This window comes from Ensifer sp. ZNC0028, assembly GCF_000799055.1.
Lineage (GTDB): Bacteria > Pseudomonadota > Alphaproteobacteria > Rhizobiales > Rhizobiaceae > Ensifer.
Map to the genome: position 1 here is coordinate 42,106 of NZ_JTLA01000071.1, position 20,596 is coordinate 62,701.

The 20,596-nt window shown below is 65.4% G+C and carries 20 protein-coding genes; 10 read left to right on the forward strand and 10 right to left on the reverse strand.

Features of this window, described 5'->3' with window-relative positions:
- Positions 1–13: 13 nt before the first annotated feature.
- The gene (locus L981_RS16890; RefSeq protein ID WP_043618522.1) at positions 14–1,255 is read right to left on the reverse strand and encodes a bifunctional cobalt-precorrin-7 (C(5))-methyltransferase/cobalt-precorrin-6B (C(15))-methyltransferase; all 1,242 of its coding nucleotides are present in this window, start codon (positions 1,253–1,255) and stop codon (positions 14–16) included.
- Here L981_RS16890 and L981_RS16895 point away from each other — a divergent pair.
- Positions 1,224–2,009, forward strand: coding sequence for a cobalt-precorrin-6A reductase (locus L981_RS16895; RefSeq protein ID WP_043618625.1), 786 nt, complete (start codon positions 1,224–1,226; stop codon positions 2,007–2,009). The genes L981_RS16890 and L981_RS16895 overlap by 32 nt on opposite strands.
- Here the strand turns inward: L981_RS16895 and L981_RS16900 are convergent.
- The 6 genes from L981_RS16900 to ung form a co-directional block, all read right to left on the reverse strand.
- Complete coding sequence (locus L981_RS16900) at positions 1,988–2,752, reverse strand: precorrin-3B C(17)-methyltransferase (protein ID WP_043618525.1); 765 nt, start codon at positions 2,750–2,752, stop codon at positions 1,988–1,990. The two genes, L981_RS16895 and L981_RS16900, sit on opposite strands and share 22 nt — an antisense overlap.
- Entirely contained in the window at positions 2,749–3,486 is a 738-nt protein-coding gene (locus L981_RS16905; protein ID WP_043618528.1) for a precorrin-2 C(20)-methyltransferase, read from the reverse strand. The genes L981_RS16900 and L981_RS16905 overlap by 4 nt, the downstream gene beginning before the upstream one ends.
- Positions 3,483–4,115 carry a precorrin-8X methylmutase gene (locus tag L981_RS16910; RefSeq protein WP_043618531.1) on the reverse strand — a complete coding sequence of 211 codons (633 nt, stop codon included), beginning with the start codon at positions 4,113–4,115 and terminating at the stop codon, positions 3,483–3,485. Before L981_RS16910 ends, L981_RS16905 begins: the two co-directional genes overlap by 4 nt.
- A 2-nt stretch (positions 4,116–4,117) precedes the next feature.
- Positions 4,118–5,485 (reverse strand): precorrin-3B synthase, encoded by a 1,368-nt coding sequence (gene cobG / locus L981_RS16915; protein ID WP_043618627.1) that lies wholly within the window; start codon positions 5,483–5,485, stop codon positions 4,118–4,120.
- Between the two features lie 110 nt (positions 5,486–5,595).
- Positions 5,596–6,366 (reverse strand): precorrin-6A synthase (deacetylating), encoded by a 771-nt coding sequence (cobF, locus tag L981_RS16920; RefSeq protein ID WP_043618630.1) that lies wholly within the window; start codon positions 6,364–6,366, stop codon positions 5,596–5,598.
- Positions 6,367–6,463: 97 nt separating this feature from the next.
- The gene (ung, locus tag L981_RS16925; protein ID WP_043618534.1) at positions 6,464–7,168 is read right to left on the reverse strand and encodes a uracil-DNA glycosylase; all 705 of its coding nucleotides are present in this window, start codon (positions 7,166–7,168) and stop codon (positions 6,464–6,466) included.
- Positions 7,169–7,403: 235 nt separating this feature from the next.
- Between ung and modA the strand changes: the two genes are divergently transcribed.
- From modA to modC, 3 genes are all read left to right on the forward strand, one after another.
- A complete protein-coding gene (gene modA / locus L981_RS16930; RefSeq protein ID WP_043618537.1) occupies positions 7,404–8,195 on the forward strand; it encodes a molybdate ABC transporter substrate-binding protein in 792 nt (263 codons plus the stop codon).
- Between the two features lie 167 nt (positions 8,196–8,362).
- A complete protein-coding gene (modB, locus tag L981_RS16935) occupies positions 8,363–9,064 on the forward strand; it encodes a molybdate ABC transporter permease subunit (protein ID WP_043618540.1) in 702 nt (233 codons plus the stop codon).
- The gene (gene modC, locus L981_RS16940; protein WP_043618543.1) at positions 9,061–10,134 is read left to right on the forward strand and encodes a molybdenum ABC transporter ATP-binding protein; all 1,074 of its coding nucleotides are present in this window, start codon (positions 9,061–9,063) and stop codon (positions 10,132–10,134) included. Before modB ends, modC begins: the two co-directional genes overlap by 4 nt.
- A 36-nt stretch (positions 10,135–10,170) precedes the next feature.
- Here the strand turns inward: modC and L981_RS16945 are convergent, their stop codons facing one another.
- Entirely contained in the window at positions 10,171–10,572 is a 402-nt protein-coding gene (locus L981_RS16945) for a winged helix-turn-helix domain-containing protein (protein WP_043618632.1), read from the reverse strand.
- A 185-nt stretch (positions 10,573–10,757) separates the two neighbouring features.
- Here L981_RS16945 and L981_RS16950 point away from each other — a divergent pair, with 185 nt between their 5' ends.
- The 6 genes from L981_RS16950 (at position 10,758) to L981_RS16975 (ending at position 18,772) form a co-directional block, all read left to right on the forward strand.
- Positions 10,758–12,089 carry an FAD-binding oxidoreductase gene (locus tag L981_RS16950; RefSeq protein WP_043618546.1) on the forward strand — a complete coding sequence of 444 codons (1,332 nt, stop codon included), beginning with the start codon at positions 10,758–10,760 and terminating at the stop codon, positions 12,087–12,089.
- Between the two features lie 420 nt (positions 12,090–12,509).
- The gene (locus tag L981_RS16955; RefSeq protein ID WP_043618549.1) at positions 12,510–13,742 is read left to right on the forward strand and encodes a 3-methyl-2-oxobutanoate dehydrogenase (2-methylpropanoyl-transferring) subunit alpha; all 1,233 of its coding nucleotides are present in this window, start codon (positions 12,510–12,512) and stop codon (positions 13,740–13,742) included.
- Between the two features lies 1 nt (position 13,743).
- A complete protein-coding gene (locus L981_RS16960; protein ID WP_043618552.1) occupies positions 13,744–14,757 on the forward strand; it encodes an alpha-ketoacid dehydrogenase subunit beta in 1,014 nt (337 codons plus the stop codon).
- Position 14,758: 1 nt separating this feature from the next.
- Positions 14,759–16,057, forward strand: a complete 1,299-nt coding sequence (locus L981_RS16965) for a dihydrolipoamide acetyltransferase family protein (protein WP_043618555.1) — start codon at positions 14,759–14,761, stop codon at positions 16,055–16,057.
- A 7-nt stretch (positions 16,058–16,064) separates the two neighbouring features.
- Positions 16,065–17,459 (forward strand): dihydrolipoyl dehydrogenase, encoded by a 1,395-nt coding sequence (lpdA, locus tag L981_RS16970; protein ID WP_043618558.1) that lies wholly within the window; start codon positions 16,065–16,067, stop codon positions 17,457–17,459.
- 131 nt (positions 17,460–17,590) lie between these two features.
- Positions 17,591–18,772: an acetyl-CoA C-acyltransferase gene (locus L981_RS16975; protein WP_043618561.1), complete on the forward strand. Its 1,182-nt coding sequence runs from the start codon at positions 17,591–17,593 to the stop codon at positions 18,770–18,772.
- A 101-nt stretch (positions 18,773–18,873) separates the two neighbouring features.
- Here the strand turns inward: L981_RS16975 and purU are convergent, their stop codons facing one another.
- Both purU and maiA read right to left on the reverse strand, forming a co-directional pair.
- Positions 18,874–19,758, reverse strand: coding sequence for a formyltetrahydrofolate deformylase (gene purU / locus L981_RS16980; protein ID WP_043618564.1), 885 nt, complete (start codon positions 19,756–19,758; stop codon positions 18,874–18,876).
- Positions 19,759–19,953: 195 nt separating this feature from the next.
- On the reverse strand, positions 19,954–20,592 hold the full coding sequence (gene maiA / locus L981_RS16985; RefSeq protein WP_043618567.1) for a maleylacetoacetate isomerase: 639 nt from the start codon (positions 20,590–20,592) through the stop codon (positions 19,954–19,956).
- Positions 20,593–20,596: the final 4 nt, after the last annotated feature.

Here is a 20,596-nt window from a genome sequence, read left to right on the forward strand (position 1 = left end):
CTTTTTCTGGGCTTTAGCCCTTCGTCCAAGACCACTGGGTGACCGGCATGGCCGGCTTCCAGCCGATCATGGCACCGATCGGTCCCGCCCGTGCGATGTCGATACGGATCAGCGAACCGCCGAGCCGCGCATGATGTTCGAGCAGCACCGCCTCCATGTCCGTCGTCACCGCATTGGCAACCAGCCGTCCGCCTGACTTGAGCGCGTCGATCGCCGCTTCCATCACGCCGTCTTCGCTGCCACCGCCACCGATGAAGATCGCGTCCGGCTGCGGCAGGCCGGCAAGCGCCGCCGGCGCCTCGCCTTCGACCACGGTCAGCCCGGGCACGCCGAACATCGTCGCGTTGCGGCCGATACGCGCTGCCCGCTCCGGCTCCACCTCGATGGTGATCGCCTGCATGGTCGGGTCGGCCAGCATCCATTCGATACCGATCGACCCGGAGCCGCCGCCGATATCCCAGAGCAACTCGCCCTTGCGCGGCGCAAGCGCCGAGAGCGTCAGCGCCCGCACTTCCCGCTTGGTGATCTGCCCGTCATGTTCGAACAGCGCGTCGTCGCGGCCAGCGGCAAGCGGCAAGACGCGCGCGCCCTCGTCGGCCGTCACCTCGATGGCGCAAACGTTCAAAGGATGCACGAGGCCGAGCATGAAGCGCGAGGCAATCTGCGTCGTCACCCGTTCGCCGGCGCCACCAAGCGCCTCCAGAACCGTCAGCCGCGACTGACCGAAGCCGCTTGAAACCAGCAGTTCGGCCAGGTCCCTCGGACCCGCACCGTCCGACGTCAGCGTCAACACCTTGGCGCCGGGATGCAGGTGCGGCCGCACCAGATCGAGCGGTCGGCCATGCACGGAAACGAGCGTCGCATCCTGCAGCGCCCAGCCGAGGCGCGAGGCGGCAAGGCTGATCGAGGAAGGGGCCGGCAGCGTGCGGATTTCGGCGGACGCGATCCGGCGCGCCAGCGTCACGCCGACGCCGAAGAAGAACGGGTCGCCCGAGGCGAGTACCACCACCGGGCTGCCGCGGCGCGCGACGATCTCGACGACCGAGCGCTCCAGCGGGCTTTGCCAATTGTGCGCTTCGCCGGCGATGAGGGAGGCCGCAAGTTCCAGATGGCGGTGGCCGCCGTAGACAACCGGTGCCTCGGCGATCAGCCGCTTGGCCTCGTCGCCGAGACCCGCTACACCATCCTCACCGATACCGATGACGGTCAGCCAGGGGGAGACGATGGCGGATTCGCTGTTCGACACGTCAGCCATGGAAAAACCTCGTATTCTGATATTGGGTGGCACCACCGAGGCACGCGAACTCGCACGCCGTCTGGCCGAAGATATCCGTTTTGATACCGCCATCTCGCTCGCCGGCCGCACCGCGGACCCGCGGCCGCAACCGGTCAGGACCCGCATCGGCGGCTTCGGCGGCGCCGAAGGGCTGGCGCATTTCCTGCACGACAAGAAGATCGCGCTGCTGGTCGATGCGACGCACCCCTTTGCCGCGCGCATTTCGCACAATGCCGCCGAGGCGGCGCAAAGAACGGGCGTGCCGCTGCTCGCCCTCCGCCGACCGGAATGGTTGCCCCTGCCCGGCGATCGCTGGACCCTGGTCGATAGCGTTGTCGAGGCGGTCAGTGCGCTTGGCGATCGAAGGCGCCGCGTCTTCCTCGCCATCGGCCGGCAGGAAGCCTTCCATTTCGAAGTCGCGCCTCAGCACAACTACGTCATCCGCAGCGTCGATCCGGTCACGCCGCCGCTCGATCTTCCCGACCAGGAGGCGATTCTTGCAACCGGTCCTTTCAAGGAAGCCGACGAAGCCGAGCTGCTCAAGAGCCGGAAGATCGACGTTATCGTCGCCAAGAACAGCGGCGGCAGCGCCACCTACGGCAAGATCGCCGCAGCGCGCCGGCTCGGCATCGAGGTGATCATGGTCGAGCGGCGCAAGCCCGCGGACGTGCCGACGGTGGGCAATTGCGACGAGGCGCTCGACCGCATCGCTCACTGGCTCGCCCCTGCATAGAAGCGCGGCGTGTAGACGAGGTCCGGCTGGCCGTCGCGCTCGACGATGCGCGTCTCGGGCGAACCGATGATGACGCAGGTCGCCATGTCGGCGCGGTTGGCATCGGCCTCGCCGAGCGGCATCACGGCGATCCGCTCGTCCGGCCGCCCGGCCGCGCGGCCGAAGATCACCGGAACCGTTGCCGGCAAGACGCCGCGCAGAAGCTCGAAGGCTTCGCCCAGTTGCCACGGCCGCGCCTTGCTGATCGGATTGTAGAGCGCAATGACGAAGCCCGCTTCCGCCGCCAGCCTGAGCCGCCTTGTGATGACTTCCCAGGGCTTCAGATTGTCGGAAAGCGAGATCGCGCAGAAATCATGGCCGAGCGGCGCCCCGATACGGGCGGCAACGGCAAGCATCGCTGTGACGCCGGGCGTGATTACCAGTTCGACCGACTTCCATTCCTCTGGGCCCTTGTCGATCGCCTCGCAAACGGCCGCCGCCATCGCAAAGACGCCGGGATCGCCACCGGAGACCATACAGACCTTCACGCCTGCCGCCGCCCGCGTCAGCGCGACCTGCGCCCGATCGAGTTCCTCACGGTTGTCGGAGGCGACGCGCACCTGATCGGGTCGGAGGTTCAGCCGGTCGAGATAGGGAAAGTAGCCGTAGAACTCCTGAGCGGCGGCAACGGCTTCCGCCGTTTCCGGCGTCATCTGCTTGGCGCTGCCCGGTCCGGTGCCGACGACATAGAGCGTGCCGGTCATGGCCGGTCCTTCCAGCCGGGAACGAGCACCAGCGAGAAATAGGGCGCATCGTCGTCTGCCTTCTCGGCGAGCGCCGTCATCGCCGCGTTCTTCATCGTGCCGCGCTCGACATAGACGGCCTGGGCGAGGCGGCCGGAGGCGGCAAGCGCGCGGCGGATCTTCGGCAGGTTGCGCCCCACCTTCATGATCACGGCCGCTTCGGTATCCTTCAGCCTGCGGCCAAGCTCGGCTTCGGCCATGGTGCCCGGAAGCACGGAGAGCACGTCATCGCCCTGTACCAGCGGCAGGCCGGCAAGCGACCAGCAACCGGACATGGCGGTAATGCCGGGGATCACCTCGACCGGGAACCGGTTTGCGAGCCGCACATGCAGGTGCATGTAGGAGCCATAAAACAGCGGATCGCCTTCGCTGAGCACGGCGACCGTACGACCGGCGAGAAGATGTGCCGCCACGGCTTCGGCCGACGCATTGTAGAAATCGGTGATCTGGCTCTTGTAGGCGCCGTCGTCCTTGTCGATCTCGGTCGTCACCGGATAGTAGAGCGGCAGTTCCACGAGATCCGGCTTCAGCAGTCCCTCGACCACGGCGCGACCGTTGCCGCTGCGCCCGGCCTTGGCGAAATAGGCAAGCACATCGGCTTGCCCCAGCGCTTTGACCGCCTTGACCGTCAGAAGCTCCGGATCGCCGGGGCCGGTTCCAACGCCGATCAGGCGTCCCACACCTGCGCCGCTCACAGGCCCGGCCTCGCGAGGGAGTTGAGCGCCGCTGCCGTCATGGCGCTGCCACCGAGGCGGCCGCGCACGATGGCGAAGGGAACGCCGTACGAATTCTCGGCGAGCGCATCCTTCGATTCCGCCGCACCGACGAAACCGACGGGCATGCCGAGGATCGCTGCCGGCTTCGGCGCGCCGTCACGCAGCATTTCCAAGAGGAAGAACAGCGCCGTCGGTGCGTTGCCGATGGCGACCACCGAACCGGCAAGACGCTCGCTCCAGAGCTTCAGGGCTGCGGCGGAGCGCGTGTTGCCGATCTCGGCGGCGATCTCGGGCGTGCGCGGATCGCGCAGCGTGCAGATCACCTCGTTGCCGGCCGGAAGACGTGCGCGGGTCACACCATGCGCAACCATCTCGGCATCGCAGAGGATCGGCGCACCGGCCTTCAACGCGGTACGGGCGGAGCTTACGAAATCGGGAGAAAACACGAACTGCCTGGTCGCCTCGACGGAGCCGCAGGCATGCACCATGCGCACCGCCAGATCCGCTTCGTCCTCGGAGAAGCGCGAAAGATCGGCCTCGGCGCGAATGATGGCGAAGGAACGCTCGTAGATGGCGTTGCCATCGCGAATGTAATCATACTCAGGCATGTCTATCCCTGTTCGAACGCTGCCGAGACGCGCGCAGCTCCGAGCCGTGTAAGACAGGACTGCGCCGATTCGCCAGCGTCTTTGTTTTGCCGCACCAGCCGGCCGAGCCGGGCAAGTGCGGATCCCATTCCATTCTCATCGGTGTAGGCGCTTGGCAAGCCATTGGCAGCCCCATTTACGACAAGCCCGTATCCTGATGGCGCACCGACGAACGTCAGTTCGGACGGCTTCGGCCGGGCGCAGCCCTTGGCGCAGCCGGAGAGATGCACGGTCAGCGACCCGTCGAGCAGCTCCGGCGCCGCCTCGACGAGCCGCTCAGCCATGCCCTTGGTCTCCATCCGCGCCGACGCGCAACCCTTGCTGCCGGCGCAGGTGGCGATCGCGTTGCGCGGATCCTCTTCGGCAATGCGAAAACCGTGTGCCTTCGCCAGGCTCTGCGCCATCGTCGCCGCCTCGGGGCGAAGGCCGAGCACGAAGAAGGCGTGCCCCGGCGCAAGCCGGATCGCGCACGCACCAAGGTCCTGGACCTGCTGGAGGTAGGATGCCAGCGCGGCGGCCTCCACTTGAGCAAAGGCCAGACCGAGGCCAAGAACGGTGCCGGCGCTACCCAGCGTGTGAATGCCGGGTATGGCGGCCGAACGCGGAACGACCGGGCGTACGCTCGATGTTTCACAACGACAGAGCGCGCGAATGTCCGCCGGGTCCAGATCACGCCCGCGCGCCGCCGTGCCCAGGCTCGCCAGTTTCTCGAGAACGGTGAGCAGCGCCGGTACGACCGCGTCGCCGGCAAACGTCCCGACGATCGATGCCTTCGCCGCCGTGCCGCCAAGCGACAGAACCCAGGCTGCACCCTCGACAGTCGAAACCGCCTGAAGGCGAATGTCGGCAACCACGGCGCCAAGACCGAAGCGGCCGCCACTATCGATGACGACGGATAGTTTGGGCGCAAGCTTCAACGGCACCTGGCGCGCGAGAAGCGCGTCACGAAGCTCGCAGGCAATCGTCTGGGGGTCGGCGATCTCGTCCGGGTCGATGCCGGCGAGAGGCGGCACCTCGATCGCGAGGCCCTCGGCTATCGTGATCTCCGCATCGCCGATCGCCTGCGCCAGCATCGGCACCGAAGCCGCGCTCAAGCCGCGAAGCTGCAGGTTTCCGCGCGCGGTGATCTCGATGATGCCGTTGCCGAAGCGCTCGGCAGCAGCGGCAAGTGCAATGACCTTCGGCAGTGTCAGACTGTCGTCCGTCGGCCTCAGCCTGACAAGCAGGCCGTCGCCGGTCTGCATCGGCTCTGCCAAAGACGGGCAGGCACCGCGGCGCATCGAAGCGGCGGTACCGGCATCTCCGGTCGATGGAAGGGCGCAGCTGGTCATCAAATCCGTCATCACGTGAGGCTCTCCTCCCTGAAGAAGCCTCTTAAGACGCTATAACACAGCCGCAAACCTTGAGTGAGATCAAACACGACGCGGATCGGTCCTTGCCGTCACTCGTCGAAGTCGGCGCCCTTGCGCAGGAGATAGATGTCCATGATCCATCCCATCTTCGCGCGCGCCGCGGCCCGCGTTTCAAGGATCCGGTCCTTCACCGCAGCCACGCGGCCGGAAATGACGATCTCATCTGGCGTGCCGAGATAGGCGCCCCAGAAGATCTCAGCGTCCGGATCGTCGATCCGTTGGAACGCCTGTTCGCCATCGAGCATGACGACCGAGGTCTGGCTCTTCTGCGGAAAACTCTCGTGCAGCCGGCGCCCGGTGGTGATCTCCACCGGCTTGCCGACGAGGTTCAGCGGAATGCGGTGGCTGGCGCACAGCGCCTGCAGGCTGGTGATCCCGGGAATGACGTCGTAATCGAAGGCGACCTGCCCCCGCGCCTTGACCCGCTCGACGATGCGAATGGTGCTGTCATAGAGCATCGGGTCGCCCCAGACGAGAAACGCGCCGGTTCCCTCGTCGCCCAATTCCTTTGACAGAAGCCCTTCATAGATCGCGGCGATCTGGGCGTGCCAGTCGTCGACGCTGCCGTCGTAACTGACGCCCTCGGTGCGCCGCACCGGCACCGCGAACTCGACGGTGCGGCTGTCCTTGCGCGTGACGTAGCGGGCGCAGATGTCGCGGCGTACCTCGGCAAGCTCGGTTTTCTTGGCGCCCTTGGTCGGGATGAAGAGCACGTCGGCCCGGTTCAGCGCATTGATCGCCTGCACGGTCATATGTTCCGGATTTCCCGAACCGATGCCGATGATCAGAATTTTGCGCATGCCCGCCTCCGCCATTTCGTTCGGGCGTCTTAGGCGGATCGCCGCCGCCATGGCAAGACCTCAGGGCGACGACGAAGCCGTCAATCACGCCAAGCCGTCAGTTGATGTCCGCAGCCGGATTCTCGGGCAGCCGCCAGTCGATCGGATCGAAGCCCTTGCTTTCAAGGAAGGCATTGGCCTGGGAAAAATGGCGGCAGCCAAGAAAGCCGGAATGGGCCGAAAGCGGCGACGGATGCGGCGCCCTCAAGACCAGATGGCGTGAGCGGTCGACGAAGGCCGCCTTCTTCTGCGCATAGGAGCCCCAGAGCATGAAGACGACGGGATGCTCGGCCTCGTTGACCGCGCGGATGATCGCATCCGTGAACTTTTCCCAGCCGCGACCCTGGTGCGACGCCGCATTGCCGCGCTCCACCGTCAGCACGCTGTTCAAAAGCAGCACGCCCTGTTTCGCCCAGCTTTCGAGAAAACCGTGACGCGCCGGCGGAATGCCGAGATCGGAATTCAGTTCCTTGTAGATGTTGACCAGCGACGGCGGCGTCCGGACACCGGGGCGAACGCTGAAGCAGAGCCCGTGCGCCTGGCCGTCCCCGTGATAGGGATCCTGGCCGAGGATGACGACACGGACCTTGTCGAGCGGCGTCAGGTCGAGCGCGCGAAAATACTCAGGTCCCCGAGGGAAAATCTGCCGGCCCTCGTTCTTCTGGGCCACGAGGAACTGCTTGAGGTCGGCCATATAGGTGCTGGCGAACTCCGGTGCCAACGCTTCCTTCCAGCTTTCTTCAAGCTTCACTGCCGTTTCCATTGCACGTCCGCTCCATGTCAGGGGATCGAGGCCGCAATTTAGGCCGCCCGGACATCACCGCAAGCCCAATCGCGCCCACCGCAGGAATGCTGCACCGGTTTTGCCGGGCGGCCACAAGCTCACGGGTATTACGCTAGCCCTTTTGAGGAGCATTGTATTTCAACAGATACAACGGTAATCAGGAGGCGATATCGTTGTATCCTAAGAGATATCACGCATCGTTGGAGGGAAATCGATGATCAAGAGAAGAGACTGGCTGAAGGGCCTGGTGCTGACGCTCGGCCTCGCCTGGGTCGGCGCAAACGTTCTGCCGGCGTCCGCGCAGGCCGAAGAGAAGGTGACGGTCTTTGCGGCTGCGAGCCTGAAGAACGCGCTCGATGCGATCAATGCCGAGTGGCAGAAGGAAAGCGGCAAGGAAACGACCGTTTCCTACGCGGCAAGCTCCGCGCTTGCCAAGCAGGTGGAACAGGGCGCGCCCGCCGACGTCTTCATCTCTGCCGACCTCGCCTGGATGGACTATCTCACTGAAAAGAAGCTGATCAAGGACGACACCCGCGCAAACCTGCTCGGCAACCGCATCGTGCTCGTGTCCGGCAAAAAGGACGCTGGCCCGGTCGAGATCAAGCAAGGATTCGATCTCGCCGCCATTCTCGGTGACGGTCGCCTGGCCATGGGTGCGGTCGATTCCGTTCCGGCCGGCAAGTACGGCAAGGCAGCACTCGAAAAGCTCGACGCCTGGAAGGCCGTAGAGCCGAAGGTCGCCGGCGCCGAAAGCGTGCGTGCCGCCCTCCTGCTCGTCTCGCGCGGCGAAGCACCCTACGGCATCGTCTACCAGACCGACGCCGCAGCAGACCCAGGCGTCAAGGTCGTCGGCACCTTCCCGGAAGACAGCCATCCGCCGATCATCTACCCGATCGCCATCACGGCCGAGAGCAAGAGCCCCGATGCCGCTGCCTATGTCGACTTCGTCAAGTCGGCCAAGGCTGCAGAACTCTTCGAGAAGCAGGGCTTCACGGTCCTGAAGTAACCGACCTGAAATCGCGTCGGATCTCGGCTGTCCAGAGGCAGGCGAAGCATCTATCGTGACACGTCGCCCGCGCCCAAACGCGGGCGACGTTATCGTGTTTGAGAGGCAGCGGCGGCCTGAAGCGTAAAGCTAAGTCTGACCGGCCTGGCATCGGGGAGCGACATCTGTTGGACTGGCTTGCAGTGAGCGAAGCGGAGTGGACGGCGATCCTCTTGAGCCTGCGCGTCGCAACCGTCGCGATGATCTGCAGCCTGCCTTTCGCCCTCGCTGTCGCCATGCTGCTTGCCCGCGGCCGCTTCTGGGGCAAGACGCTGCTGAACGGCCTTGTCCATCTGCCGCTGATCCTGCCGCCTGTCGTCACCGGCTTCCTGCTGCTTCTGCTCTTCGGCCGCCGTGGCCCGCTCGGCGCCTTCTTCGCCGAGTATTTCGGCTTGGTCTTTTCCTTCCGCTGGACCGGCGCGGCGCTCGCCTGCGCCGTCATGGCCTTTCCGCTGATGGTGCGCAGCATCCGCCTGTCGATCGAGGCGGTCGACCGCAAGCTCGAGGACGCGGCCACGACACTCGGCGCGAGCCCGCTCTGGGTCTTTGCCACCATCACCCTGCCGCTGATCATCCCCGGCATCATCGCTGGCATGATCATCGCCTTTGCCAAGGCGATGGGCGAATTCGGTGCAACGATCACCTTCGTCTCCAACATTCCCGGCGAGACGCAGACGCTCTCGGCCGCCATCTACACCTTCACCCAGGTGCCGGGTGGTGACGCCGGCGCCATGCGGCTGACGATCATTTCGGTGATCATTTCCATGGCCGCGCTGATCTTCTCCGAACTGCTGGCGACCTTCGCCGCGCGCCGGGTGGCGGCCCAATGAGCCTCACCGTCGAAGCCCGCCACCAGCTCGGCAATTTCGCGCTCGATGCCGCCTTTACTTCGGATGGCGGCGTGACCGCATTGTTCGGCCGGTCCGGCTCGGGCAAGACCTCGCTGATCAACATCATCGCCGGGCTCTTGAAGCCGGAAAGCGGCCGCGTGTTGCTTGACGGCGACGTCATCGCCGACAGCGAGAACAGGATCTTCACGCCCGTCCATCGCCGCCGCTTCGGCTATGTCTTCCAGGAGGCGCGGCTCTTCCCGCACTTGAGCGTGCGCCGCAACCTCGCCTATGGCCGCTGGTTTGCGGGCAAAGGCGGCTCAGGCGGAGATTTCACCCGCATCGTCGAGATGCTTGGCATCGGCCATCTGCTCGAACGCAACCCCTCGGCCCTATCCGGCGGCGAAAGGCAGCGCGTGGCGATCGGCCGGGCCTTGCTTGCCGCCCCGCGGCTGCTGCTGATGGACGAACCGCTCGCCGCCCTCGACGAGGCGCGCAAGGCCGAGATCCTGCCCTATCTCGAACGGCTGCGCGATGATGCCGGCATCCCGATCGTCTATGTCAGCCACTCCGTTGGCGAAGTCGCGCGCCTGGCAAGGCGTGTCGTCGTGCTTGAAAATGGACAGGTGACGGCATCCGGTGCGGCGGCCGAAGTGCTGAGCGCCCCCGCCACCACGCTAGCCACCGGCCGGCGTGAGGCCGGCGTCCTCTTGGAGGGCGAGGTCGAGGGAACCGATCCGGCCCACGAGCTGACGACGGTGCGCGTCGGACGGGAACGGCTGCGCATCGCCGGTGTCAGCGCCACGCCGGGAGGCAGGCTCCGCCTGCACATCGCCGCCCGCGACGTCATGCTGGCGACGTCGAGACCAGTGGAGATCAGCGCGCTCAATGTGCTCGAAGGACGCATTCTGACGCTGACATCGGAGGACGATGGCAGCGTCGATGTCCGGGTGACTTGCGGCGATGCGACCATTGCCGCCCGCATCACCCGCTTTTCGCGGGACGTGCTGCAGCTTGTTCCCGGCAAGACCGTCTATGCCGTCATCAAGTCAGTGGCGATCGATCACTAGAGCGTGGTGCGTTCATGGGAACGCACGAAAAACGCCCTAGGCTTTTTGGGAAACAACAGGTGCCGTATTGGACGGTGGTGTATCGCTGCTCCGAACACTGTCGAGCCAGGCGAGATCATCGGCAATCACCGCCTGCGCCTTCTCTTCCATTTCGCGGTAGCGACGGATGAGCTCTTCGCCGAACGGCGTCAGCGCCGCCCCGCCACCTTGCTTGCCGCCTCGCTGCGATTCCACCGAAGGCTCGCGGAACATCCGGTTCAAGGCATCGACCAGCAGCCAGGCGCGACGGTACGACATGTCCATCGCCCGCCCGGCAGCGGAGATGGAGCCGGTCTCGCGGATCAGTTCGAGCAACAGGATCTTGCCGCGGCCGAGCCGGTCGGCGGGCGGAAAATCGATGCGCAGGACGGTGCGAAGATCGGGGCGGCTCTCACTCATGCGGGCGAGCATAGAAGCTCCAGGCGGAAACCGGAAGTCCACCCGGTGGCGAGGCGAACCGGCTTTCCCAAACAAAGTGAGCCGGCAAACCACGCGCTTCGATCATTAGCCAGATCGCAGGTCTTGATCTCGCGACGACGGCATGCACCGATGACCACGATACCTCTCTGCCCGAAAGTACCCCCATGCCTGGTCCGACGCTCGATCCCATTGCCGCCGATACCACCCTCCCCGCCAAGGCCGACGTCGTCATCGTCGGTGGCGGCATCATCGGCGTCAGCACCGCCCTATTCCTTGCCGAGCGCGGCATCGATGTCGTGCTCTGCGAGAAAGGCACGCCCGGTGCCGAGCAGTCCAGTCGCAACTGGGGCTGGGTGCGGGTGATGGGGCGCGACGAGCGCGAAATCCCGCTGGCGATCGAGGCGCTGAAGATCTGGGATACGCTCGACGCCCGCATCAGCGGCGAGACCGGCTTTCGCCGCAGCGGCATTCTTTACATCTCCGAGAACGAGCGCGACGTCGCCAACCGAGACGCCTGGCTTGCCATGGCAAGGCCCTACGGTGTCGATAGCGTGCAACTTAGCTCCGACACGACAGAAGCGATGATGCCGGGTGCAGCGATCCGCTACCCAGGCGGGCTCTTCACGCCGAGCGACGGCCGGGCCGAACCGCAAAAGGCCGTGCCCGCCATCGTCGCTGGCGCCCGCCGCGCCGGTGCCAAAGTTCTTACCGGCTGCGCGGTGCGCGGCGTCGAGAAGTCGGCCGGGCGGATTTCCGCCGTCGTGACCGAGAGGGGCCGCATCAAGACGTCGACCGTCATCGTCGCCGGTGGCGCCTGGTCCAGGCTGTTCCTCAAAGGCCTCGGCATAAGATTGCCGCAGCTGAAAGTTCGCAACACGGTGTTGAGAACCGGCCCGGTCTCAGGCGGTCCGGAAGGGGCCGGCGCAACCGCGACCTATGCCTATCGCAAGCGCCTCGACGGCGGCTACACGATTGCCGATGGCGCCGCCAATCTGCACGCGATCGTGCCCGACAGCTTTGCCTTCTTCCGCGATTTCCAGCCGGCACGAAAAGCCGAGGGCGACGCCGTGCAGGTGGGCCTGAGCGCCCAGAGCTGGAACGAACTGTTCGAGATCGGCGCCGTGCCCCTCGACCGGCCCGGCGCCTTCGAGCGTCACCGCGTGCTCGATCCCAATCCGGATTCGCGCCGCGCCCTGCATGCGCTCGATGCGGCCGCCAGGGCCTTGCCCTTGCTGCGCGAAACCAAGGTGCAGCAGATCTGGGCCGGCCTGATCGACGTGACGCCCGATGCCGTGCCCGTCATCTCGCCCGTCGAAACCGTTCCGGGCCTCATCATCGCGACGGGTTTTTCCGGCCACGGCTTTGGCATTGGCCCCGGCGCCGGCCACCTCGTCGCCGACCTCGTGACCGGAGCAAAACCGATCGTTGATCCGACGCCGTTCCGGCTCTCGCGCTTCCTCGACGGCACGCCGATCACCATCGCCCCGCCGGTCTGACCGCCGTCGCCGGCGGAGAGCCGCGAAAGAAAATTACCGGCAATGGCCGGCGGGAAGATGTCCGACACAACGCGTGGGCGCACTCCCGGCAGGATTCTATCTTTCTTCGCCTGCCCCTGCCCCGCGACACGGAAAGACCTTCATAAGCCCCGGAACTCGTGGCAGTCTGTGAGCATTCCCGTCGGGAGAGCGGGGGCTTTTAGGAGGAGTCTGTGCAGACCTTAGGCGGAGGAGCCTTGCCGGTCACATTGCACGTCCTCGTACACCTCAGGCCCATCGTTGTCCCGACCCAGAGCATTTCCAGCAAGGGTCCTAGCGCCCCTGCGTCCGGAAATGCGTGAGAACAGAAATGAAGAGCGGTTCGACTGGAACCGATCTTGATTTGGTGCACTGCGCACTCCGGAGGAGGCCGGAAACCGCATGAGCGATCTCGATCGACTTAGCCTGCATGTCCCCGAACCCGCCGTTCGGCCCGGTGGCCAGCCGGATTTCTCCAACGTCAAGATCCCGAAGGCCGGCTCCGTGCCGCGCCCGGAGGTGGACGTCGCGCCGGAAGAAATGCGCGACCTCGCCTATTCGATCATCCGCGTCTTGAACCGCGATGGCGAAGCGGTCGGTCCCTGGGCCGGGCTTCTCTCCGACGAGGAACTGCTCGCAGGCCTCAGGCACATGATGCTGCTGCGCGCCTTCGATGCGCGCATGGTCATGGCGCAGCGCCAGGGCAAGACCTCCTTCTACATGCAGCACCTGGGCGAAGAGGCCGTCAGCTGCGCCTTCCGCAAGGCGCTGGTGAAGGGCGACATGAACTTCCCGACCTATCGACAGGCCGGTCTTCTGATCGCCGACGGCTACCCGATGGTCGAGATGATGAACCAGATCTTCTCGAACGAGAGCGACCCCTTGCGCGGCCGGCAGCTGCCGATCATGTATTCCTCCAAGGAGCATGGCTTCTTCACCATCTCCGGCAACCTCGCCACCCAATATGTCCAGGCGGTCGGCTGGGCGATGGCGTCGGCGATCAAGCGCGACACCAAGATCGCTGCTGCCTGGATCGGCGACGGCTCCACGGCGGAATCGGACTTCCACTCGGCGCTCGTCTTTGCCTCCACCTACAAGGCGCCCGTTATCCTCAACATCGTCAACAATCAGTGGGCGATCTCCACCTTCCAGGGCATTGCCCGCGGCGGCTCCGGCACCTTTGCCGCCCGCGGTCTCGGCTTCGGCATCCCGGCACTGCGCGTCGACGGCAACGACTATCTCGCCGTCTACGCCGTCGCCAAATGGGCGGCCGAGCGCGCCCGTCGCAACCTCGGCCCGACGCTGATCGAATACGTGACCTACCGCGTCGGCGCCCATTCGACCTCCGACGATCCGAGCGCCTACCGCCCGAAGACGGAATCCGAAGCCTGGCCGCTCGGCGATCCGGTCCTCAGGTTGAAGAAGCACCTGATCCTGCGCGGCGCCTGGTCGGAGGAGCGCCACACCCAGGCGGAAGCCGAGATCCTCGACGAAGTGATCCAGGCGCAGAAACAGGCCGAGGGCCACGGCACGCTGCATGCCGGCGGCAAGCCCTCGGTGCGCGATATCTTCGAGGGCGTCTATGCCGAAATGCCGCCGCACATTCGCCGCCAGCGGCAGAAGGCAGGATACTGATATGGCCAGAATGACAATGATCGAAGCCGTGCGCAGCGCCATGGACGTGTCCATGGAGCGCGACGATAATGTCGTCGTCTTCGGCGAGGACGTCGGCTATTTCGGCGGCGTCTTCCGCTGCACGCAAGGCCTCCAGGCGAAATACGGCAAGACCCGCTGTTTCGACGCGCCTATCAGCGAAAGCGGCATCGTCGGCACGGCGATCGGCATGGCCGCCTATGGGCTCAAACCCTGCGTCGAGATCCAGTTCGCCGACTACATGTATCCGGCCTACGACCAGATCACCCAGGAAGCCGCCCGCATCCGCTACCGCTCCAACGGCGACTTCACCTGCCCGATCGTGCTGCGCATGCCGACCGGCGGCGGCATCTTCGGCGGCCAGACCCACAGCCAGAGCCCGGAAGCGCTGTTTACCCATGTCTGCGGCCTGAAAGTCGTGGTGCCCTCCAATCCCTATGACGCCAAGGGCCTGTTGATCGCCTCGATCGAGGATCCGGACCCGGTGATGTTCCTGGAGCCGAAGCGGCTCTATAACGGCCCCTTCGACGGCCACCACGACCGGCCGGTCATTCCCTGGTCCAAGCACGATCTCGGCGAAGTGCCGGAAGGCCACTACACCGTTCCGATCGGCAAGGCGGAAGTCCGCCGAGAGGGCTCCGCCGTCACCGTCGTTGCCTATGGCACCATGGTGCATGTGGCGCTGGCAGCTGCCGAAGAGACCGGCATCGACGCCGAGGTGATCGATCTGCGCAGCCTGTTGCCGCTCGATCTCGACACGATCGTCAAGTCGGTGGAAAAGACCGGCCGCTGCGTCGTCGTGCACGAGGCGACGCTGACCTCCGGCTTCGGCGGCGAAGTGGCGTCTCTCGTCCAGGAGCATTGCTTCTACCATCTCGAAGCGCCCGTCGTGCGCGTCGCCGGCTGGGATACGCCCTACCCGCACGCCCAGGAATGGGATTATTTCCCCGGCCCCGCGCGCGTCGGACGCGCGCTCGTCGAAGTGATGGAGGCCTGAGATGGGCGAATTCGTAATCAAGATGCCCGATGTCGGCGAAGGCGTGGCCGAGGCGGAACTCGTCGAATGGCATGTGAAGCCGGGTGACCCCGTGCGCGAGGACATGGTGCTCGCCGCGGTGATGACCGACAAGGCAACCGTCGAAATCCCCTCGCCCGTTACCGGCACGGTGCTCTGGCTCGGCGCCGAGGTGGGCGATACCGTCGCGGTGAAGGCGCCGCTTGTGCGCATCGAAATCGCAGGCGAAGGCGGAGCCGCTGCTCCCGCGGAAGAAAAGCCGGCCGCCAAGGCGGAGGAAGTGCCCGCAGCAAAGGTCGAGGCGCCCGCCCCGGTCGCCAAGCCGGCCCAGCCCGTGAAGGTGGAGGTCAAGGCACCGGCCGCAAACGGCGTCCACGCCAACGGCGCACATGCCGCCGGTGAACGGCTGGAGAAAGCGCTGGCCTCGCCGGCCGTGCGCCTGCGCGCCAAGGAAAGCGGCGTCGATCTGCGCCAGGTGACCGGCACAGGCCCCGCCGGCCGCATCACCCACGACGATCTCGACCAGTTCATCGCCCGCGGCGCCCAGCCGGCGCTGGCGCCCGCAGGCCTGCAGCGCAAGACCGCCGTCGACGAAATCAAGGTGACCGGCCTTCGCCGTCGCATCGCCGAGAAGATGTCGCTGTCGACCTCGCGCATTCCCCACATCACCTATGTGGAGGAGGTCGACATGACCGCGCTTGAGGACCTGCGGACGACGATGAATCGCGACCGCAAGCCCGACCAGCCGAAGCTGACGATCCTGCCCTATCTGATGCGCGCGCTGGTGCGCACCATCGCCGATCAGCCCGCCGTCAATGCCACGTTCGACGACGGCCCCGGCATCATCAGCCGCCACCACGCGGTCCATATCGGCATCGCCACGCAGACGCCGGCCGGTCTTACCGTTCCAGTCGTGCGCCACGCCGAAGCGCGCGGGATCTGGGATTGCGCCAACGAGCTCAACCGTCTGGCGGAAGCCGCCCGCACCGGTACGGCGACCCGCGACGAGCTGACCGGCTCGACGATCACGATTTCTTCACTCGGCGCGCTCGGAGGCATTGTCTCGACGCCCGTCATCAACCATCCGGAAGTGGCGATCGTCGGCGTCAACAAACTCGCGGTCCGGCCGGTCTGGGACGGCACGCAGTTCGTGCCGCGCAAGATCATGAACCTGTCTTCGAGTTTCGATCACCGCGTCATCGACGGCTGGGATGCGGCGGTGTTCGTGCAGCGGCTGAAGACGCTACTCGAAACGCCGGCACTGATTTTCGTGGAGGCCTGAGGCGATCATGAAGGAAATTTCCTGCAAGCTGCTCGTGATCGGCGCCGGCCCCGGTGGTTATATTTGCGCCATCCGCGCCGGCCAGCTCGGCATCGACACGGTCATCGTCGAAAAGGCGAAAGCCGGCGGCACCTGCCTCAATGTCGGCTGCATACCCTCGAAGGCGCTCATCCATGCGGCCGAAGAGTTTCACAAGCTGCGGAGCGCCGCTTCCGGGCGCAGCCCGCTCGGCCTGTCGCTCGCCAACCCGACGATCGACCTCGCCCGCACCATCGCCTGGAAAGACGGCATCGTCGGCCGGCTGAACGGCGGCGTCATCGGGCTTTTGAAGAAGGCCGGCGTCAAGGCGGTGATCGGCACCGCCCGTTTCGTCGACGGCAAGACCGTCGATGTCGAGACCGAGATCGGACTGCAGCGCATCCGCGCCGAGGCGATCGTCATTGCCACCGGCTCCGCACCGGTCGAGCTTCCGGACCTGCCCTTCGGCGGGCCGATCATTTCCTCGACCGAGGCTCTGTCCTTGAAGAGCGTGCCAAAGAGCCTCGCCGTCATCGGCGGCGGCTATATCGGCCTCGAACTCGGCACCGCCTTTGCCAAGCTCGGCAGCCATGTCACCGTGCTTGAGGCGCAAGCCCGCATCCTGCCGCTCTATGATGCCGATCTGACGAAACCGATCGCCAAGCGCCTCGGCGAACTCGGCATCGAGGTCTTCACCCAGACGGTCGCCAAGAGCTACTCCGCCGAAACCGGCAGCCTGCAAGCCGAACACAACGGCCGCGCCATCAATGTCGCCGCCGAAAAGGTGTTGGTCACCGTCGGGCGCAAGCCGGTGACTGAAGGCTTCGGCCTGGAAGAAATCGACCTCGACCGCACCGGCCGCTTCATCCGCGCCGACGACCAGTGCCGCACCTCCATGCGCGGCATCTATGCGATCGGCGATGTCACCGGCGAGCCGATGCTGGCGCACCGCGCCATGGCGCAAGGGGAAATGGTGGCAGAAATCGTCGCCGGCCATAAGCGCAGCTGGGACAAGCGCTGCATCCCGGCCGTCTGCTTCACCGATCCGGAGATCGTTACCGCCGGCTTGTCGCCCGACGAGGCGCGTGCGAGCGGCATCGAAATCAAGATCGGCCAGTTCCCCTTCCAGGCGAACGGCCGCGCCATGACGACGCTGGCCGAAGACGGTTTCGTGCGCATCGTCGCGCGCGCCGACAACCATCTGGTGCTCGGCATCCAGGCGGTTGGCCACGGCGTCTCGGAACTCTCGGCAAGCTTCAGCCTTGCGATCGAAATGGGCGCGCGGCTGGAAGATATCGCCGGCACGATCCATGCGCATCCGACGCAGTCCGAGGCCTTCCAGGAGTCGGCGCTGAAGGCGCTGGGACACGCGCTGCATATTTGAGGCTGAGGGACGGTTGCGCGCGGAACCGCCCTTCATCCGTCCTGCCGGCCACCTTCTCCCCGCACGCGGGGAGAAGGACACACGCGGCACCTGCCCGCGCAACATTGCCTCTTGCCGTATGGGAGAATGACATGAGCAGAACGGATCCGATCGTCATCGTTTCGGCGGCACGCACCCCGATGGGTGCTTTTCAGGGCAGCCTCAAGGATCTGGCCGCCCCGGAAATCGGCGCCATCGCGCTCAAGGCCGCGCTCGAACGCGCCGGTCTTGATGCGGTGGATGAAGTGTTGATGGGCAATGTGCTGCCGGCCGGCATCGGCCAGAACCCGGCACGCCAGGCAGCCCTTGGCGCAGGCCTTGGCAAGGAAACCCCGTCGACGACCGTCTCCAAGGTCTGCGGTTCCGGCATGAAGGCGCTGATGCTCGGCCATGATGCGTTGTTGTCAGGCAGCGCCTCGGTGCTTGCGGTCGGCGGCATGGAGTCGATGACCAACGCTCCCTATCTGCTGCCAAAGGCGCGCGGTGGTTTCCGCCTGGGTCATGGCGAGGTCAAGGACCACATGTTCCTCGACGGCCTCGAAGACGCCTATTCCGGCCGGCTGATGGGCACCTATGCCGAGGACACGGCCGAGCACTACCAGTTCTCGCGTGCCGATCAGGACGGCTTCGCTTTGCGTTCCCTGGAGCGCGCCAACCGGGCGGCCGAAGATGGTTCCTTTGCCGCGGAAATCGTGGCGGTCGCTGACGCGGGCAAGCGTCAGACCGCCAATCTCGACCGCGACGAGCAGCCGACCAAATCCGATCCGGCCAAGATCCCGAAGCTGAAACCCGCCTTCCGCGACGGCGGCAGCGTGACCGCCGCCAATTCCTCGTCGATATCCGACGGCGCTGCCGCACTGATCCTGATGCGGGCAAGCGAGGCGGAAAAGCGCGGGCTGACGCCGCTTGCAATCGTCGCGGGGCATGCGGGCCATGCGCAGGAGCCGGCCTGGTTTACGACAGCCCCGATCGGCGCGATGGACAAGCTGATGGCGAAGCTTGCCTGGGAGAAGGGCAGCGTCGGCCTCTACGAAATCAACGAGGCCTTCGCCGTGGTGGCGATGGCGGCGATCCGCGACCTCGGTCTGTCGGACGATATCGTCAACATCAACGGCGGCGCCTGCGCACTCGGCCACCCGATCGGCGCATCCGGCGCCCGCATCATCGTGACCCTGCTGCACGCCATGCGCGCCAAAGGTGTCAAGCGCGGCATTGCCTCGCTCTGCATTGGCGGCGGTGAGGCAACTGCGGTCGGGCTGGAGCTGTTGCAATAACTTAGCGCGGTCGTCCGGCCGTCTCCAACTCCAACAAATGAAAAACGCCGCCGGTCGAACCGGCGGCGTTTCTGTTTTTCGCAGGCGATTGCCCTCGCTCCTCAGCCCATGCGCTCGGAAGCGTAGGAGCCCGGGCTCGGCGGGAAGACGACGACGCGGTTGCCGTTGATGAAGCAGCGGTTGTGGATATGGGCGTGCACGGCACGGGCCAGCACCTGGCTTTCCACGTCGCGGCCGATCGACACGTAGTCCTCGGCGCTCTGGGCGTGGGTGATGCGGGCGATGTCCTGCTCGATGATCGGGCCTTCGTCGAGGTCGGCGGTGACATAGTGCGCCGTCGCACCAATCAGCTTCACGCCACGCTCATAGGCCTGCTTGTAGGGGTTGGCGCCCTTGAACGACGGCAGGAACGAGTGGTGGATGTTGATGATCCGGCCCGACATCTTCTTGCAGAGCGCGTCCGAAAGCACCTGCATGTAGCGGGCGAGTACGATCAGCTCGGCGCCGGTCTGGTCGACGAGCTCGAGCAGTTGGGCCTCGGCCTTCGGCTTGTTCTCCTTCGTCACCTTGATGCAGTGGAAGGGGATATCGTGGTTGACCACCACCTTCTGGTAGTCGAAGTGGTTGGAGACGACACCGACGATGTCGATCGGCAGTGCGCCAATCTTCCAGCGATAAAGCAGGTCGTTGAGGCAATGGCCGAAACGCGACACCATCAGCAGCACCTTCATGCGCTCCTCGCTGTCGCGGATCTCGGCGTTCATGTCGAAGCGCTTTACCACCGCTTCGAAGCCGGCCTTCAACTCGTCGAGCGTGGCGCCTTCCTGGCTGATGAAGCTGAGACGCATGAAGAACAGGCCGGTTTCGAGGTCGTCGAACTGCGAACTGTCGGAGATGTAACAGCCTTTTTCGGCGAGATAGCCGGTGATCGCGGCGACGATGCCACGGGTGGTCTTGCAGCTGACGTTCAGCACATAGCTTTTCATCGGTAGGTCTCTCGCTCCAGAGGTTTTTCCGGCCCCCCTTATACGGCCAGTCACACAAAAACTAGCGCGGCCTTTTCGCCGCCGTCGATCCATTCGCGACATTCGCTTGACGGAACCGGCCAGACGAGGCGGCCGCATCACGCAGGCTCGCCCGAAGGTGCAAGGAGAAGGGATCGAACGGCAAGCTGCTTGGCCTCAGCGCGGCGTGCGGTCCGGGTGCGCGCGGGCGAAAGCCTCGATCTCCGCGCAGTTCTGGTCGATCGCGACGAGCCGCGGACAGGCCGAGAGATCGACGTCCCATCGACGGGCATTGTAGACCTGCGGCACCAGGCAGAAATCCGCCATGGTCGGACTGTCGCCATGGCAGAAGCGCCCGGTCGCGGGATGGTCGAGCAAGCGCTCGATAGCGGCAAGCCCCTCGCCGATGAACTTGCGCATCCAGTTCCGCCGCGCCGCCTCGCCATCCTCGGCATTGGCCATGACGTGGGACACGACGCTTAGATTGCAGACGGGGTGGATGTCCATGGCGATCGCGTAGGACAGCGTGCGCACCCGCTGCCGTCCTACGGCGTCGGATGGCAGGAAGCCGGAATTGGTCCGCGTCTCCGAGAGATATTCGATGATGGCGAGCGATTGTGTGAAGCGCTCGCCATCGATCTCAAGCACAGGCACCAGCCCTTGTGGGTTGCGGGCCAGATGCTCCGGCGCCTTGTGCGCCTTGGCGAGCAAATCGACCGGCACCGAACGATAGCTCTCGCCGAGACTGTTGAGCGCGATGCGCACCCGATAGCTCGCCGACGATCGCCAGTAGTCGTAAAGGACGGTCTCGCTCATGCTG